At 46.8% G+C, this 15,862-nt stretch carries 17 protein-coding genes; all 17 read left to right on the top strand.

Going from position 1 to position 15,862, the window contains the following annotated elements; all coding sequences use genetic code 11:
• Positions 1-68: 68 nt before the first annotated feature.
• Complete coding sequence (locus tag FYJ66_RS06250; RefSeq protein ID WP_206157011.1) at positions 69-722, top strand: corrinoid protein; 654 nt, start codon at positions 69-71, stop codon at positions 720-722.
• Positions 723-769: 47 nt separating this feature from the next.
• Entirely contained in the window at positions 770-1,795 is a 1,026-nt protein-coding gene (locus FYJ66_RS06245; protein WP_154572651.1) for an MtaA/CmuA family methyltransferase, read from the top strand.
• Positions 1,788-3,395 (top strand): ASKHA domain-containing protein, encoded by a 1,608-nt coding sequence (locus FYJ66_RS06240; protein WP_154572650.1) that lies wholly within the window; start codon positions 1,788-1,790, stop codon positions 3,393-3,395. Before FYJ66_RS06245 ends, FYJ66_RS06240 begins: the two co-directional genes overlap by 8 nt.
• Positions 3,396-3,509: 114 nt before the next feature.
• Complete coding sequence (locus FYJ66_RS06235) at positions 3,510-4,628, top strand: uroporphyrinogen decarboxylase family protein (protein WP_154572649.1); 1,119 nt, start codon at positions 3,510-3,512, stop codon at positions 4,626-4,628.
• Positions 4,629-4,696: 68 nt separating this feature from the next.
• On the top strand, positions 4,697-5,395 hold the full coding sequence (locus FYJ66_RS06230) for a uroporphyrinogen decarboxylase family protein (protein ID WP_154572648.1): 699 nt from the start codon (positions 4,697-4,699) through the stop codon (positions 5,393-5,395).
• A gap of 76 nt (positions 5,396-5,471) precedes the next feature.
• Positions 5,472-6,623 (top strand): double-cubane-cluster-containing anaerobic reductase, encoded by a 1,152-nt coding sequence (locus tag FYJ66_RS06225; RefSeq protein ID WP_154572647.1) that lies wholly within the window; start codon positions 5,472-5,474, stop codon positions 6,621-6,623.
• Positions 6,623-7,180: a GTP-binding protein gene (locus FYJ66_RS06220; RefSeq protein WP_154572646.1), complete on the top strand. Its 558-nt coding sequence runs from the start codon at positions 6,623-6,625 to the stop codon at positions 7,178-7,180. Before FYJ66_RS06225 ends, FYJ66_RS06220 begins: the two co-directional genes overlap by 1 nt.
• Positions 7,181-7,262: 82 nt before the next feature.
• Positions 7,263-7,598 carry a heat-shock protein Hsp90 gene (locus FYJ66_RS06215; protein ID WP_154572645.1) on the top strand — a complete coding sequence of 112 codons (336 nt, stop codon included), beginning with the start codon at positions 7,263-7,265 and terminating at the stop codon, positions 7,596-7,598.
• Between the two features lie 131 nt (positions 7,599-7,729).
• Complete coding sequence (cobI, locus tag FYJ66_RS06210; RefSeq protein WP_154572644.1) at positions 7,730-8,428, top strand: precorrin-2 C(20)-methyltransferase; 699 nt, start codon at positions 7,730-7,732, stop codon at positions 8,426-8,428.
• Complete coding sequence (locus FYJ66_RS06205; RefSeq protein WP_154572643.1) at positions 8,425-9,267, top strand: ABC transporter ATP-binding protein; 843 nt, start codon at positions 8,425-8,427, stop codon at positions 9,265-9,267. The genes cobI and FYJ66_RS06205 overlap by 4 nt, the downstream gene beginning before the upstream one ends.
• A gap of 1 nt (position 9,268) precedes the next feature.
• Positions 9,269-10,000 carry an ABC transporter permease gene (locus FYJ66_RS06200; RefSeq protein WP_154572642.1) on the top strand — a complete coding sequence of 244 codons (732 nt, stop codon included), beginning with the start codon at positions 9,269-9,271 and terminating at the stop codon, positions 9,998-10,000.
• A 20-nt stretch (positions 10,001-10,020) separates the two neighbouring features.
• On the top strand, positions 10,021-10,833 hold the full coding sequence (locus FYJ66_RS06195; RefSeq protein ID WP_154572641.1) for a sirohydrochlorin cobaltochelatase: 813 nt from the start codon (positions 10,021-10,023) through the stop codon (positions 10,831-10,833).
• Positions 10,821-11,963, top strand: coding sequence for a hypothetical protein (locus tag FYJ66_RS06190; protein ID WP_154572640.1), 1,143 nt, complete (start codon positions 10,821-10,823; stop codon positions 11,961-11,963). The genes FYJ66_RS06195 and FYJ66_RS06190 overlap by 13 nt, the downstream gene beginning before the upstream one ends.
• A 28-nt stretch (positions 11,964-11,991) precedes the next feature.
• A complete protein-coding gene (locus FYJ66_RS06185) occupies positions 11,992-12,495 on the top strand; it encodes a precorrin-2 dehydrogenase/sirohydrochlorin ferrochelatase family protein (protein ID WP_154572639.1) in 504 nt (167 codons plus the stop codon).
• Positions 12,479-13,369: a hydroxymethylbilane synthase gene (gene hemC / locus FYJ66_RS06180; RefSeq protein ID WP_235897372.1), complete on the top strand. Its 891-nt coding sequence runs from the start codon at positions 12,479-12,481 to the stop codon at positions 13,367-13,369. Before FYJ66_RS06185 ends, hemC begins: the two co-directional genes overlap by 17 nt.
• A complete protein-coding gene (cobA, locus tag FYJ66_RS06175) occupies positions 13,369-14,889 on the top strand; it encodes a uroporphyrinogen-III C-methyltransferase (RefSeq protein WP_154572638.1) in 1,521 nt (506 codons plus the stop codon). Before hemC ends, cobA begins: the two co-directional genes overlap by 1 nt.
• The gene (hemB, locus tag FYJ66_RS06170) at positions 14,877-15,860 is read left to right on the top strand and encodes a porphobilinogen synthase (protein WP_338071162.1); all 984 of its coding nucleotides are present in this window, start codon (positions 14,877-14,879) and stop codon (positions 15,858-15,860) included. The genes cobA and hemB overlap by 13 nt, the downstream gene beginning before the upstream one ends.
• The last annotated feature ends 2 nt before the right edge of the window (positions 15,861-15,862 follow it).

The raw sequence follows: 15,862 nt of genomic DNA, 5'->3' as shown, positions 1-15,862 counted from the left end.
CTGTTTACGGGCCGAAAAGGGCTCTCACTGCTAAATATTTTAAATCTTTTTATTAGGAGGAATGTAAATTGGCAAGGACAAAAGAAGAGCTGCTGGCAAAGATGGCAGAGGACGTAGTGGAAATGGAAGATGAAGATGTAGTTGATGTTTGCCAGGAATACATCGAAGCAGGGTATCCTGCAATGGAAGGAATCATGGAAGGTCTGGTACAGGGAATGAACAAGGCCAGCGAGCTCTATGATGCCGAAGAGTACTTCGTAACAGATGTTCTGCTGTGTTCGGATGCAATGTATGCAGGTCTTGACATTCTGAAACCTCATCTGCCTAAGGATGAGTCAGGAAAGGCTGCTCCTAAAGCCGTTATCGGTGTTGTTGAGGGAGATACCCACGACATCGGCAAAAACCTGGTTAAGATTCTGATGGATACAAATGGCTTCGATATGTACGATCTGGGAAGAGACGTGCCTCTGGAGAAGTTTGTTGACAAGGCTGAGGAAGTGGGAGCCGACATAATTGCCATGTCCACTCTTATGACTACAACCATGGGTGGTATGAAAAAAGTTATTGAGATGCTCAACGAAAGAGGCATCAGGGACAAGTACAAGGTTATGGTAGGCGGAAGTCCGATTTCAAAGAAATTTGCCGACGAGATAGGCGCAGATATCTATACTGCAAACGCAGTAGAAGCTGCCGCCGCCGCAAAGGAAGCTGTTGGAAGATAGTTACCGCCGGATAATCGCAAGAATACGTAAAATAAAGGAAGTTTTGTATGAACGAAAAAGAGAGACTCATGGGTGCCCTCAGGCATGAAGAGGTGGATCGTCCGCCGGTGGTCTGTCCAGGTGGCATGATGAACATGGTGACCACGGACCTTATGAAGGTGGCCGGTGTAAAGTGGCCTGAGGCTCATACAGACGCCCAGATGATGGCTGATCTTTCATATGCCAGCTACAAAAACGGATGCTTTGAAAATGTGGGGCTGCCTTTTGACATGGTGGCAGAGGCAGAGCAGATGGGAGCTGAAATAACCCTGGGCTCAGAAGTATTTGAACCTCACGTAACGGGATATGCTATTGAGTCTATTTTTGACTGGACAGAACTGAAGCCAATGGACATGAATTCCGGCAGAATCAAGGTCATTCTTGATGCTATCAGAATCTTAAAGAAAAAGGATCCTAATGTTCCGATCATAGGAAATATCACTGGCCCTATAAGCACAGCCAGCTCGGTAATGGAGCCTACGAGGTTCTATAAAGACCTTCGGAAGCACAAGAAAGAAGCAAATGAATATCTGACATTTGTAACTGAACAGCTGATAGAGTTTGCAAAGGCTCAGATCGAAAGAGGTGCAGATGTAATAACCGTTGCAGATCCCAGCGGAACTGGTGAGATACTGGGTCCTAAGCTTTTTGAAGAGTATACGGTAAAGTACCTCAACATGTTCTACGATGCTATTAAGGAATACAACGTAGGCACTATCTGTCACATATGCGGCCAGATGAAGGCTGTATACAAGGAAATGGATGAGGTTCGAAGCGACGCCCTCAGCTTTGACTCCATAGTGCCAATGCAGCAGGCAAGGAAGGAGCTGAAGGACAGAGTTCTCATGGGAAACATTTCCACATATGCTCTGGAATTCGGTGATACTGAAAGAGTTGCCAGGCTTACAAGAGCAGCGGAAAGCAGCGGCACAAACATAATTTCTCCGGCCTGCGGCCTGGGAACAAAGTCTCCAATCACCAACATCCAGGCGATTCTCGAGACAGTAAAGGAGGATACGAGAGCAAATGCCTGACATTAAGGTTATAAGCACTGGAAAAACCTATTCATGCCAGGAAGGCGGAAGCCTTCTGAGAACCCTGCTGGATGGAGGCGAGTTCATCGATAATGCCTGTAATGGCGTGGGTGTATGCGGAAAATGTAAGATCAAGGTGATTTCCGGAGCCGTGTCGGAGCTTACGGACAACGAAAAAAACATTTTGACAGAAGGAGAGCTCAGGGACGGCGTGAGACTTGCCTGCATGGTTGAAGTCTACGGAGATACTGAAGTGCAGCTTCTTAAAAAAGAGCTGAAACACAAGGTCCTTGTAAAAGGATACATGCCGGAGGATTTTGTTCCAGATGACCATGATGGCGGCTATGGTGCGGCAATAGATATCGGCACCACCACTGTGGTTACGGCCCTTGTTGACATGAAGACTGGGGACGAGATTTCATATGCTTCCATGGTTAACGCCCAGAAAAGCTATGGCCTTGATGTGTTAACACGTATCACCTATGAGTATGAAAATGGTGAGAAGGGAATTCATCAGCTCCAGGAAGCTATTGTTGGTTCCATAAATGACATGCTGGATGAAGCCTGCGGAAAAGCAGGGCTGGACAGACATGTGGTCAGGCATATTACGGTTGGGGCAAACTGCACCATGATGCACATGCTTCTAGGTGTGGACGCCAGATCTATCGGCAAGGCTCCTTTTATTCCTGAATTTACCGAAGCTCAGACTCTTAAGTGTTCTGACATAGGAATCGACGTAGCAGAAGGGGCAGATTTGTACTGCCTTCCTCAGGTTTCAGGTTATATTGGAGCGGACATTGTTGCAGGAGCCTATGTATGCCAGCTGGACAAAGCCATGAGCAATGTTCTATTTATTGATATAGGCACAAATGGAGAGATCGTCTTAAGCAAGGGAGGAGATCTTCTGTGCTGTTCCTGCGCTGCAGGCCCGGCTCTTGAGGGAATGAATATCAGCTCTGGAATGAGAGCCGCTGAAGGTGCAGTAGAAGATGTGTATGTGAGAGAGGATGGAATAGAGCTCCATACCATAGGAGATAAAGCTCCAGTTGGAATATGCGGAAGCGGCATTCTTGCAATCCTGAGGGAGCTCCTTAAAACAGGAATCGTCACGAAGAGAGGTGCCTTCATTAAGTACGAGAAGCTGGCAGATGATGACTGGCGGAAAAAATATGTGAGGCTCAACGGTACTAAGCGGGAATTCGTGATGAATGAGGAGCCTGAGCTTCTGGTTACACAGGGCGATGTGAGACAGGTGCAGCTGGCAAAGGGAGCTATTCTTTCCGGCTTCATGGCCCTTCTGAACAAGGCAGGAATCACCATGGAAGATCTGGACTGTGTGATGATTGCAGGACAGTTCGGAGCCCATCTGCCTGAAGATTCTCTTATTTCTGTAGGTATTCTTCCTGAGGATGTGCGGGGAAAGATGAAGTATGTGGGAAATTCTTCCAAGACAGGGGCTTACATGGCTCTCATGTCTGAAAAGGCAAAGAGAGAAATGGAAGAACTGGCAGAGAAGATGCACTATTTCGAGCTGGCTGAAACAGACAACTATGAGAGGGTGCTGATGAAGGCATCGGTTTTTCCGTCTTTTGACAATTAGGAGCTTTTTACAAAAGGGTTTTTACGGAATTTTATCAAAACTAAATATGAGTACAGTATTTCTTCAGTGATGCTGGTGACAGCTTTATGTTCAAGAGGAAGATGAGGATTCCAGATGAATTATGAAGAGATGATGAGGGATATGGATAATTATCCCGATACAATGACTGAAGGTGAACGGAGCGCAAAGTATTTCGCAGGAGAGAAGGTGGATCATCAGCCATTTTCCATTCAGAGCAATGAAGAGGCCTTTGCCAACGTATTCGGATATACTACCCAGCAGATCAATGAAAACGTTGAGGACATGGCTGCAGTACTTCGAATGAGGAAGGAGCAGTACGGCATTGGCGGAATAAAGGTAGGACTGAGACTCAGAACTGTGGGACAGGCAGTAGGCTCTAAACTGTTCTTCCCAGAGATCGGAGTTGACAGCGTCCACGAGTTTGTTCTCCAGTCCATGGATAACTGGAACCAGGTTATTTCTGATGATCCTTACAAAAATCCCCTTTACAAGGGAATGATAGAAAGGGCAAAACAGCTAAAGGATATTTTCCCTGATATGGGAGTGAGCACCGTAGTTGCCGGTCCCCTTACTACAGCTGCGGCTATCAGGCCAATCGAGCTTATGTTGAGAGACACGGTAAAAGCTCCGGACAGGCTGAAGGATCTTCTTAAGTTCTGCAACTACCATTCGCTGGCCTGGGCTGACATGTTCAGCAAGGAGTTTGGAAAAGTTTCCTGCTGGATCTGCGATCCGGTGTCCTGTGCGGATATTCTCAGCGCCAGACAGTATCACCAGTTCAGCGAACCGTATCTGAAGGAGCTCGTAGACGGTCTTGGGGAGACCTGCGGGAAGAAGCCGGGAGTTCATATTTGTGGCAAAACCCACAATTTCTGGGACTTCATGCTGGAACTGAATGCTTCAGGGTTCAGCGTGGACAACTCGGAGGATCTGGCGGCTGCTAACGAGAAACTGGGACACAAATTTCTTCTTATGGGAAATATTTCACCTGTAGATGCAATGCTGAACGGAACGATTGATGATGTTATAGATGCCTGTAAAAAGGCGCTGGAAAAGGGTTCGACTACAGAAAAAGGATATCTCTTGGGGACCGGGTGCCAGGTACCAATCGGCACACCGAGGGAGAACTTTGACGCATTTATGTATGCAGTCAGAAAATACGGAAGAGGGGCCCAGCTGGGCCATAAACCGGAGGGATTAAGAGATGCATAAAGATGATAGAATGACACCTGTAGAAAGGCTGAACGGATTTCTTACTGGAAAAGGACGAGGGTTTCCAGATGCACCTTGAATGTGCGAGAATTCTGGTGGAAAAAATGGGGAAAGAGGTCCCGACAGGAGTGCTCGCCTCCGGCCCATTCACGGCAGCAGCCAGCATTTATCCGGTGGAAAAGCTTCTTAGAGCAACCATAAAGAATCCCGAAATAGTCCACAAGCTCATGAGAAATTGCACCGATGTGCTTAAAGAAGTCCACAATGAGTTTATAAAGGCAGGTGCCATGATATTGTTCTGTGAGCCAATCGCCACAGGATCTATTATCAGCGGCAAGATATTCGGAGAGTTCGTCCTGCCGTATATTCAGGAGCTTATGGAAAATATACACCATCACAATGGAATGGTGTGCCTGCATATCTGCGGGGATACCAGAAGAGTTCTGCCGCAGATGGTAAAAGCCGGGGCAGATATGATCAGCATAGATAACAGAGTTCCGCTGGAGTTTGCTAAAGAGCTGATCCAGCCTACAGTGCCTCTTGTTGGAAACGTGGATCCTGTTGACGTGATGATCCTCGGGTCACCTGAAGATGTGGATCAGGCAGTTAAACACTGTATCAAGGTGGGATACGATGCTGAACACGGATATATCCTCTGCACAGGCTGCGATCTGAACGGAGCTGTACCACTGGAGAACCTGGACGCATTTATGGCAGCTGCCAGGAAATACGGAAAGCTTCCTATAGACCAGTCAGTTCTGAATTAAGTTTTGCAATACCATATTAATAGAATTAACATAAATATTGTCATTATTTTCATTAGCGTTTTAAGGAGAGTGGAAAATGGAAATTATCAAGGATTTTCCAAAGGTATTTGACGAGTTCGGAGAGGCAAGGAGAAACAGCTTTATTGCTGTAAAAGAAATCAAAGACGCAGGAACACCTGTAGTAGGAGCTTATTGCACTTATGCTCCCCAGGAACTGGCAATGGCAGCAGGAGCAGTTCCAATCGCTCTCTGTTCCATGTCAAATGAGACAACTGCTGATGCTGAGCAGGATCTTCCGGCAAACCTCTGCCCTTTGATTAAATCCAGCTATGGATTTGCAAAAACTGACAAGTGTCCGTACTTCCATTTTTCCGATATCGTTGTAGGTGAAACTACCTGTGACGGCAAGAAGAAAATGTATGAGCTCATGAGCGACTTCAAGAAGGTCTTCGTAATGAACCTGCCTAATTCTCAGGATGAGGAGGGAAGGAAACTCTGGAGATCTGAGGTCAGGAGATACAAGGAGTACCTGGAAAAAGAACTGGGAGTTGAGATCACAGATGAACAGATCCGTGAAGCTGTTAGAGTGAAAAACGCTGAGAGAAATGCTCAGAAGGCAGTTTCCGAGGTTATGGCAAATGATCCTGCTCCGATTATGGGCGGAGACATGTTCAAGGTGATCTTTGGCAGCCAGTACAAATTTGATAAGGAAGAATCCATTAAATCTCTCAATGCAGTGAGAGACAAGATAATGGCCGACTACGGAGAAGGAAAGAACGTGGGCAAAAAGCCGCGTATTCTGATTACAGGATGTCCTATGGGAGGCGGCACTACGAAGATTATTGATGCAGTTGAGAACAACGGCGGTGTTGTAGTGGCCTTTGAGAACTGCTCTGGATATAAGATGTTCAACGAGAACATCGATGAAAATGCAGCTGACATCATGAATGCCGTAGCCGACAGATATCTGAACATCGGATGTTCTGTTATGACACCAAATCCTAACAGATATGAACTCCTGGGCAAGCTCATCGACCAGTATCATGTGGATGGTGTCCTGGACATGACCCTCACCGCATGCCATACATACAATATCGAGGGAAAGAAGATCGAGAAGTTCTGCAGAGAGGAAAAGGGTGTTCCTTATATTGCAGTAGAGACAGATTACTCCACAGCAGATGTAGGACAGCTGAATACCAGAATCTCCGCCTTCGTAGAAATGCTGTAATGGATATCTACGTAGTAACAGGTTTTGCGGGCAGCGGGAAGACCACATTTATCAACAGAGTGCTGGAACAGTTTGATCAACATACGGCCGTTATTATAAATGATGAAGGAGATGAAAAGCTGGATGAAAAATTCAGTCAGAGTCTGTGTGTTGAATATGTTCTTGGGGGCTGTATATGCTGTACCCTCATTGCCAAGTTTCGTGAGGCTGTAAGAAGGATGGCCAGCCAGGTCAAGCCGGACAGAATCATAATCGAAGCCTCGGGACTGGGAAAGGTCACGGATGTTGTAAAGGCCGTAGATAAACTTGTAGGCGAAGGTTTTGATCTCAATGTGAGACAGATTGTTACAATGGTGGACGTTAATGAATACACCATTTTCTCCAGGGGACTGGGAGATTTCTACATGGATCAGATAAAAAATGCCGGAGCTGTTATTCTGACTCACGGAGATGAGCTGGAGGATCAGAGTGAGATGGAGGACGTAATAAGAGAAATAGGCAGCGCTAATTCCACAGCACAAATCTTCCGGTCAATTTCAGAATTTAACAGATTCTGAACCCGGGTTTTAAGGAATAAGAAAATACATGTGATATAATGATTCAAATAATCATATCGAATAGTCAGAATGGAGGTCACATATGGCAGTAATCGACAGTGTAAAAGAACTTGTTGCAGCACCAAGCGTATGCCCTGAGGCTAAGGAAGCTGGCGAGAAATACCTGGCAGCTGTTGGAACAGATGAACAGAAAAAGGCAGCAGAGATGCTGGTAACTGAGCTGGAAGAGGACGTGCTGACACTGGATCAGAACATCGAGTTTTTCGGCAGCCCGGCTGCAGCCCAGAAGTTCGGAAAGGAAGCAGCAGAGGGATACCTTGCTCACTTTAAGGAAGCAAAGGCAGCAGGTGAGAAATGGTGCGACTGTCCTGCATGCGCAGCAGGAAAGGCTGTTCTGGATCACAAGGAAGAACTGTAATTCAGAATCCTGAGTTAATATTTTGCCACGGATGGAAAGTGGGAGACACTGCGGACCATGTTCTTCATGGTCCGTTTTTTATGGCATGAGAAGTTCCAAGAGGAAGTTCCAATAGGAGAAGGGATAAAGAGATGGCAAAAGGAAAGGCATTTGGCGTAGGGGTGGGGCCGGGAGACCCGGAGCTCATGACATTGAAGGCAGTGAGGCTTATAAGGGAAAATGAGGTTATTGCATTTCCAGGTAAGGTGCCGGAAGAAACAACTGCATATAAAATAGCTGTTCAGGCCGTACCGGATCTGAAGGAAAAAGAACTTTTACCTATATACATGCCTATGGTGACTGACAAGGTAAAGGTTAGAGAAGGCCACCGGAAGGGGGCAGATCTAATAGAGTCAGTTCTTGACCAGGGAAGAAATGTGGTGTTCCTTACCCTTGGAGATTCAACAATTTACTGTACTTTTACATATCTTCAGGCCATTCTGGAAGAAGACGGATATGATACCCAGCTGGTTAGCGGCATAACTTCATTCTGCGCTGCGGCTGCGCGGCTTAACATCCCTCTGGCAGAGTGGAACGAGCCATTACATATAATGCCAGCCATGCATAAGCTGGGAACGGACATGGATCAGCCAGGAAACTATGTGCTGATGAAATCAGGAAGCCACATGGGTCAGGTAAAGGAGATGCTCAGCCGCTCAGGCCGTCAGGTAATGGTAGTTGAAAATTGTGGGATGCCAGATGAAAAAATCTACCGCTCCGTAGAAGAAATTCCAGATGATGCAGGTTATTTTTCACTTATAATCGCTAAAGAGGACGGTCGCACAATATGATCGAACTGAGGGATCTGACAAAGAAATTCGGTGATTTCACGGCAGTTGACCATCTGAACATGACTATCAATACAGGTGAATTCTTCGGCTTTCTAGGGCCTAACGGAGCCGGCAAGACCACAACCATAAGCATGCTTTCCACCGTACTCCTTCCTACAGAAGGACAGGTGCTGATAGATGGCGTTCCCCTTACCAGAAAAGCCTCTGGAGTGAAAAGGAAGATAAGCGTAATTACCCAGGAATATTCCATGCGTCAGGATATGACAATGGACGAGGTAATGGAATATCAGGGCCGTCTTTATTACATGACGAAAAAAGAAATCAGGAGAAAATCAGATGAGCTTCTGGAGTTCGTGGGCCTGGATCAGTACCGACACAGGGTGGTCCGCCATCTGTCCGGTGGAATGAAACGGAAGTTGATGGTTTGCAGGGCACTTATGACAGAACCTGAAATCCTTCTTCTGGATGAGCCTACAGCAGGAATGGACGCCATTTCCAGGAGACAGATGTGGAACCTGCTCCGTCAGCTTCACGGAAAAGGAATAACCATACTTCTCACTACTCACTACATTGACGAGGCCCAGTCTCTCTGTGACAGAATTGCCCTTATCGATCACGGCAAGCTGGATACTATAGATACGCCGGATGCATTGATAAATGAGCTGGGGCCTTATGCAGTAGATGAAATGCGGGAGGATAGTCTCCATACCCGTTATTTTCACCACAGAGATGAAGCCATTGAATGGCTTTCTTCCTCTGACAGGGAGACAGCCTTAAGAAATACAACACTGGAAGACGTATTCGTAGAGAGAATTGGAAGGGGACTGGGAAAACAGTAACATGGGCATTTTAGCAGTACTATGGGAAAAATGGAGAGAGTTTCTGAGAGACTTCTACAAAATAACGCTGGCTGCAACGGTTTCGCCCCTGATGTATCTTCTGGTTTTCGGACTGGGAATACAGACCACATCTCACGGTGAACCCTACTTGAATTTTCTGGTTCCCGGAATAGTTGCAATGTCCACTATGACAGGAAGCTTCAGCGCCGTGGCTCAGAACATGAGCGTTCAGAGGCTCTATGAAAAAGCTCTGGACCAGGTAATGGTATCTCCAACTCCTCTCTGGCAGTTTATACTGGGACAGGTAATCGGAGGTGCACTGAGAGGCATGTACGCAGCAGGTGTCATTCTCCTCATCACCATTCCAATAAGCAGATCCCTGGTATTCAACGGCTGGTCGTTTCTGATTATGTTTCTGAACGGCACAGTCTTTGCCACCATCGCACTGGTACTTTCATTTCTGGCAAAGAGCTATTCTGACGCACCACGGTACACTGCCTACATAATCGTTCCAATGTCATTTCTTTGTAATACATTTTTTTCCACAGATCAGATGCCAATGGGATTCAGGCAGGTCATCGGAGCATTGCCTCTCTCCCAGGCCTCGGACATGATAAGGCGCATTTCGGCCGGCGGACAGCCTGGAATCCTGGGATTTGTGGTTCTTCTCATATATCTTGTGGTGTTTGCAGGGTTATCCGTCGCCTTTATTTACAGGAAAAAGAATTTGTAGAGTCAGAGAGGTACCGGCATATGAGTAAGGTTAGTACTGAAAGAAACACAGATTGTGAAAAAAAGGGGCTCGTGGTTATTAGCTTCGGCACTTCCTGCAGGGAATCAAGGATAAAGACCATTAATGCCATAGAAAAAGATTTGAGAAAAGCCTTTCCGGACCGGCTCTTCTGTTCCGGGTGGACCAGCCACATGCTGACAGCAAAGGTCAGAAAAAATGAGGGCTCAGAAGTAATGACGGCAGAAGAAGCAGTTAAGTTTATGGAGCGGGAAGGAATAACAGACCTTCTCGTTCAGCCTACCCATCTGACAGAGGGAATCGAGAACAAGAGGCTTAGAGAAATCCTCGAAAAAAGCAGCATTAAGACTATACGCCTGGGAAGGCCTCTCTTAACAGGAGAGAGTGACCTGATAGACACTGGAAAGGCCATTTCACAGATTTTCAGTGAAATCCATGAAAACCAGGTAGTAGCCCTTATGGGCCACGGTTCCCCGGACAGGGAAAATACCATTTACCTGGAACTGGAGAATAAAGTCCGCACCATGGGAAGAAAGGATATTTTCATCGGCACCGTTGAGGGAAACCCCGGTATTGAACACATTAAAGAAGGAATCCGGGCATCAAGAGCAGGAAAGGTGTTGCTGGCCCCTCTCATGGTAGTTGCAGGAGACCACGCTATCAATGACCTGGCAGGGGACAAGGAAACATCCTGGAAAACAGAAATAATGAAAATGGGATGCGATACATTCCCTTATCTCCACGGCCTTGGTGAGTCTGAAGAGATAAGGCAGATATATATTAAACACGCTCAGGAGGCGGAATGCATAAAATAAATCTCCGGAAAAATCGAATATGGCGAATATGGAAATCCGGCAGGAAAGGAGCCAGAAAACCTTTTGCTCTATTACCGGGAATCATGATTCTCTGCCTTATGATTCCAGTTATGTTTTCAGGAGAAGTTACGGCGGCTTCCGGATATGAAGATGTAGCTTCAGGAAGCGATGTGGCATCCACACAGCAGGTGGGCAAATACGGAATGACGCCCCTTACAGCAGAATACGTAAGAGAGGAATCCTATGACATATCTGTGGACAGCTCTTCGAAATTTTTCCGGATAAAAGAGGCAAAGCTCCTGGTAAAAGATGGCAAGATGAAGGCTGTAATAATGATAGACAGCACTTCCTATAAGTTCATCTACATGGGTTCAGCAGAAGATGCTGCAAAAGCTCCAGAAAAAAAGTATATAAAGGCTGAAGTAAAGAATGGAATGTCATACTTCACAGTGCCTGTATCAGCTCTTGATGAACCTCTGAACTGCGCTTCATTCAGCTCAAACACCAGGAAGTGGTACGGCAGGCAGATTCTCTTTGATGCCACAACCCTTCCATCAGGAGCACTTACCATCACACTGCCTGATTACAACAAGATTCAGGCCGCTGTAAATGCCTACGACAATGGAGACAGGAAAGAAAGCACTGGAAGTGATTTAACCAGAACAGGAGATATTCAGCCATCAGAGCCTCTTTACACCAGCCTGGGCAACGGCAAATATTCCATTGAGGTGTCAATGACAGGAGGTTCCGGCAGGGCATCAATTTCATCTCCAGCCTATCTTTACGTGAGAAAGCACCGTTTCTATTCTAAGATCACCTGGAGCAGCAGCCATTACGATTACATGATAGTAGGCGGGAAAAAATACCTGAATGAGTCCAGGAAAGGTGAGAATTCAACATTCACCATTCCGGTAACAGCCATTGACGAACCCATGATAGTCAAGGCCGACACCACAGCTTTGGGAGATCCTGTAGAAATCGAATACCACCTGACTTTTTATGAAAAATCCATCGGCAGCGTTGATCAGATTCCGCAGATAGCAGCAAAAAAAGTTCTGACCATTGCCCTTGTTCTGATAATTGCCGGAGGAATACTAAACTATTTTGTGAAAAGCAGAAAGCGGCAGTAATTATTTGATGCAGAAAGGATTGTGAAACATGGAGCATTCCAGTTATTTCCCGCTGTTCGTAGACCTGGGCCGTAAAAAAATCCTTTTTTTCGGCGGAGGAAAAATCGCCACCAGAAGAATAGGCGTTATGAGTAAATTTACTAATAATATTTATCTGATATCACCCCGTGCTACAGAAATCCTTGATGAAATGAGCAGGAAAAATCAGATAAATTGGATCAGAGATTCCTATGATCCTTCATATCTTGAAGATGCAGATGTGGTTTTTGCAGCAACAGGAGATCCGGATACGGACCAGAAAATTGTAAATCACTGCAGGGAGCGAAACATCCTTGTTAACGCTGCCAGCAACCACCAGCTCTGTGATTTCTATTTTCCTGCTGTAATAGATAAAAACCAGACGGTAATAGGAATAAACGGCAGCGGAGTGGATCACTCCGGAGTGAAGGAACTTAGAATCAGAATAGAGGAAATGCTGGACGAAGAATACCAGCATGAAAACAAGCAGGATTGCCATGGCAGACAGAAATAATATGAAAATAAGAATAGGCAGCAGGGAAAGCCGGCTGGCAATGATACAGACAGAGATTGTCCGGAAATATCTGAATGATTGCGGGATGGAGGCTGAAATTGTTGGTCTGACTACTACTGGTGACAGAATACTGAACAAGACTCTTGATAAGATTGGCGGCAAGGGGTTGTTCGTCAGAGAACTGGATCAGGCTCTTCTGGACGGACGAACAGATCTTTCTGTTCATAGTCTAAAGGATATGCCGATGATCATACCGGAGAACTTGCCTGTTGTGGCCTTCTCAAAGAGGGAAGATCCAAGAGATGTGCTGGTTCTGCCAAAGGGAGTAAGGGAACTGGACAAAACCCGGCCTATCGGATCCTCCAGCTTGAGAAGAAAGCTCCAGCTGAGAGATCTGTTTCCTGGTTACGAATTTAAAAGCGTCCGCGGCAATGTGCTCACCAGACTGGAGAAGCTGGACAGCGGTGAATTCAGCGGCCTCGTTCTTGCTGCTGCAGGTCTGAAGAGACTTGGACTTGAAAACAGAATCAGCAGGTACTTCAGTACCGACGAGATCCTCCCGGCAGCAGGCCAGGGAGTTCTGGTTGTTCAGGGAAGAAGTGACGAAGATTATTCATATCTCCAGCAGTTTGATGACAAGGATTCCCACATATGCTCCCTGGCTGAAAGGGCTTTTGTCCGTTATCTGGACGGAGGCTGCACATCTCCTGTTGCAGCTTACGGTCAGACAGATGGCAGAAATATTCACCTGACTGGTCTCTATTACCACGAACCTACAGGCCAGTGGCACAAGGACAGCATGGACGGTGATGCAGAAGGGGCAGAAAGCCTGGGAATAACTTTGGCAAAGAGAATGAAAGGAAGATATATCTGATGAAATCAGGAAAAGTATGGCTTGTTGGTGCAGGTCCCGGCGACAGCCTTCTGATGACAATTAAAGGCCGTAAGGTCCTGGAAGAAGCTGATGTGGTGGTTTACGACAGCCTGGTGGGAGACAGTATTCTGTCAACCCTACCTCAGGAGGCTCAGCTCATCAATGTTGGAAAAAGAGCCAGCAACCACACTATGGCTCAGGATAAGATAAACCAGCTGCTTCTGTCTCTCGCTCAGGAAGGGAAAAAAGTTGTAAGGCTTAAAGGCGGCGATCCCTTCCTTTTCGGAAGGGGAGGAGAAGAGCTGGAGCTGCTGGCTGAAAATAATATTCCTTACGAAGTAGTTCCAGGAGTAACCTCGCCTCTTGCGGTTCCGGCATACAATGGAATTCCTGTGACCCACAGAGATTATACTTCATCGCTCCACATAATTACCGGCCACAAGAAAGCCGGAGAGGAATATGACATAAATTTTCAGGCACTGGTGAAAACGAAGGGGACACTGGTCTTTCTAATGGGAGTCCATGCTCTTAAAGATATTTGCAGCGGACTGCTGGCAGGAGGAATGGATCCGGATATGCCGGCTGCCATTTTGCAGAAGGGAACTACGGCAGGGCAGAAGAGGATAGTAGCTACAGTGTCCACACTGGCCGGTGAAGTGGAGAGAAAAGGCATTGAAACTCCAGCCATAATCGTCGTTGGCCGGGTCTGTGAGCTGGCAGACAGGTTCCAGTGGTATGAGAATCTTCCCCTGGGAGGATGGAAGGTGGTACTGACCAGGCCTGCAGGAATGATATCCCGTATGGCAGAAAAGCTGAGAATAGCAGGGGCAGAGGTTCTGGAGCTGCCGTCTATCCAGACTGTTCCAAGGGAACCTGATGAAATGCTGGAAAAAGCACTTTTGAACATAGGCCAGTACCAGTGGCTGGTACTCACAAGTCCCACAGGAGTCAAAATCCTCAGGCAGAACATGGACCGTCTCAAAATCGACGTGCGTTCTTTTGCTTCAGTCCGCATAGCTGCTATTGGAAAAGGGACAGAAAGAGAGCTGAGAAAAATCGGCATCTATCCTGATATGGTACCATCCAGGTTTGACGGCGAGACTCTTGGAAGAGAGCTGGCTCAGCTTGTCCGTGATGGGGACAGAATACTGATACCAAGGGCCTCAGCAGGGAATCAAGCATTGGTTCGTTACCTGGAAAAAGCTGGCGGGTTAGTTGAAGATATTCCGACTTATGATACGGTACCGGCACGCCCTGGAATAGTAGATGAGAAAGAGCTTTTTTCCAGAGGAGAAATTGACTGCGCCGTGTTCACCAGCGCTTCTACTGTGAGAGGTTTTGTTCAGGCAACTGAAGGCCTTGATTATTCAAAGGTGAAGGCAGCTTGCATCGGAAAACAGACGGAGGCAGAGGCTGCCCGGTACGGCATGGAGACTTTTGTGGCTGAAGAGGCCACTATGGATAGTCTGTTAGAACTTGTTTGTAATATGAAGAAAGAGGGTACAAAGTGGAACTATTAAAGAGACCGAGGAGACTGAGATCAAGTGATGCCATGAGGAGAATGGTGAGGGAGACCAGAATGGACAAGAGTTCACTGGTTTATCCGATTTTTGCCATTGACGGAAAGAATATTAAAGAGGAAATCCCGTCTATGCCAGGGCAGTACAGGTACAGCGTGGATCAGCTTCCATATGCACTGGAAGACCTTCAGAATGCAGGGGTTAACAATATTCTGATGTTCGGCATACCTGAGCACAAGGATGAAGTAGGAAGCCAGGCCTATGCGGAAGATGGCGTAGTCCAGAAGGCCCTCAGAGAGACAAAGAGGCTTTTCCCTGACATGATCGCCATAGCAGATGTATGCATGTGTGAGTATACTTCTCACGGCCACTGCGGAATTCTTTGCGGCCACCATGTGGACAACGATAAGACCTTGGAATATCTGTCACAAATCGCTTTAAGCCAGGTCCGGGCCGGAGCTGATGTGGTGGCTCCATCCGACATGATGGACGGAAGAGTTCTGGCCATCAGGAACAAGCTGGATGAAAACGGTTTCAAGAACATTCCAATTATGTCCTATGCGGTAAAATTCGCTTCTTCATTTTACGGTCCCTTCAGAGATGCTGCAGATTCCGCTCCGTCTTTCGGAGACAGAAAGGCCTATCAGATGGACTTCCACAATCCTCGTGAGGCAATGAAGGAGGCACTCAGCGATGTGGATGAGGGAGCGGACATGCTGATTGTAAAGCCGGCAATGGCATATCTGGACCTGGTAAAGTCAGTGGCTCAGGCTACTGATATTCCAATTGCTACGTACAGCGTCAGCGGAGAATATGCCATGGTAAAGGCAGCTGCCAGCAACGGCTGGATAGATGAGGAGAAGATCATCGGCGAGATGGCCGTAGGCGCTTACAGGGCAGGAGCCGGGATTTACATTACATATTATGCCAAAGAGCTGGCGAAGATGATGGACCAGGGGCTTATCGGCTGATT

The sequence above is a fragment of the Allobaileyella intestinalis genome, from assembly GCF_009695865.1.
Taxonomy (GTDB): Bacteria; Bacillota; Clostridia; order Peptostreptococcales; family Anaerovoracaceae; genus Allobaileyella; species Allobaileyella intestinalis.
This window is presented reverse-complemented; position numbering and strand designations above follow the sequence as displayed.

Excerpts from the sequence above, each read along its gene's own strand:
- FYJ66_RS06245 (WP_154572651.1), top strand. The coding sequence starts at position 770 with ATGAACGAAAAAGAGAGACTCATGGGTGCCCTCAGGCATGAAGAGGTG.
- FYJ66_RS06240 (WP_154572650.1), top strand. The coding sequence starts at position 1,788 with ATGCCTGACATTAAGGTTATAAGCACTGGAAAAACCTATTCATGCCAG.
- FYJ66_RS06235 (WP_154572649.1), top strand. The coding sequence starts at position 3,510 with ATGAATTATGAAGAGATGATGAGGGATATGGATAATTATCCCGATACA.
- FYJ66_RS06230 (WP_154572648.1), top strand. The coding sequence starts at position 4,697 with ATGCACCTTGAATGTGCGAGAATTCTGGTGGAAAAAATGGGGAAAGAG.
- FYJ66_RS06225 (WP_154572647.1), top strand. The coding sequence starts at position 5,472 with ATGGAAATTATCAAGGATTTTCCAAAGGTATTTGACGAGTTCGGAGAG.
- FYJ66_RS06220 (WP_154572646.1), top strand. The coding sequence starts at position 6,623 with ATGGATATCTACGTAGTAACAGGTTTTGCGGGCAGCGGGAAGACCACA.
- FYJ66_RS06215 (WP_154572645.1), top strand. The coding sequence starts at position 7,263 with ATGGCAGTAATCGACAGTGTAAAAGAACTTGTTGCAGCACCAAGCGTA.
- cobI (WP_154572644.1), top strand. The coding sequence starts at position 7,730 with ATGGCAAAAGGAAAGGCATTTGGCGTAGGGGTGGGGCCGGGAGACCCG.
- FYJ66_RS06205 (WP_154572643.1), top strand. The coding sequence starts at position 8,425 with ATGATCGAACTGAGGGATCTGACAAAGAAATTCGGTGATTTCACGGCA.
- FYJ66_RS06200 (WP_154572642.1), top strand. The coding sequence starts at position 9,269 with ATGGGCATTTTAGCAGTACTATGGGAAAAATGGAGAGAGTTTCTGAGA.
- FYJ66_RS06195 (WP_154572641.1), top strand. The coding sequence starts at position 10,021 with ATGAGTAAGGTTAGTACTGAAAGAAACACAGATTGTGAAAAAAAGGGG.
- FYJ66_RS06190 (WP_154572640.1), top strand. The coding sequence starts at position 10,821 with ATGCATAAAATAAATCTCCGGAAAAATCGAATATGGCGAATATGGAAA.
- FYJ66_RS06185 (WP_154572639.1), top strand. The coding sequence starts at position 11,992 with ATGGAGCATTCCAGTTATTTCCCGCTGTTCGTAGACCTGGGCCGTAAA.
- hemC (WP_235897372.1), top strand. The coding sequence starts at position 12,479 with ATGGCAGACAGAAATAATATGAAAATAAGAATAGGCAGCAGGGAAAGC.
- cobA (WP_154572638.1), top strand. The coding sequence starts at position 13,369 with ATGAAATCAGGAAAAGTATGGCTTGTTGGTGCAGGTCCCGGCGACAGC.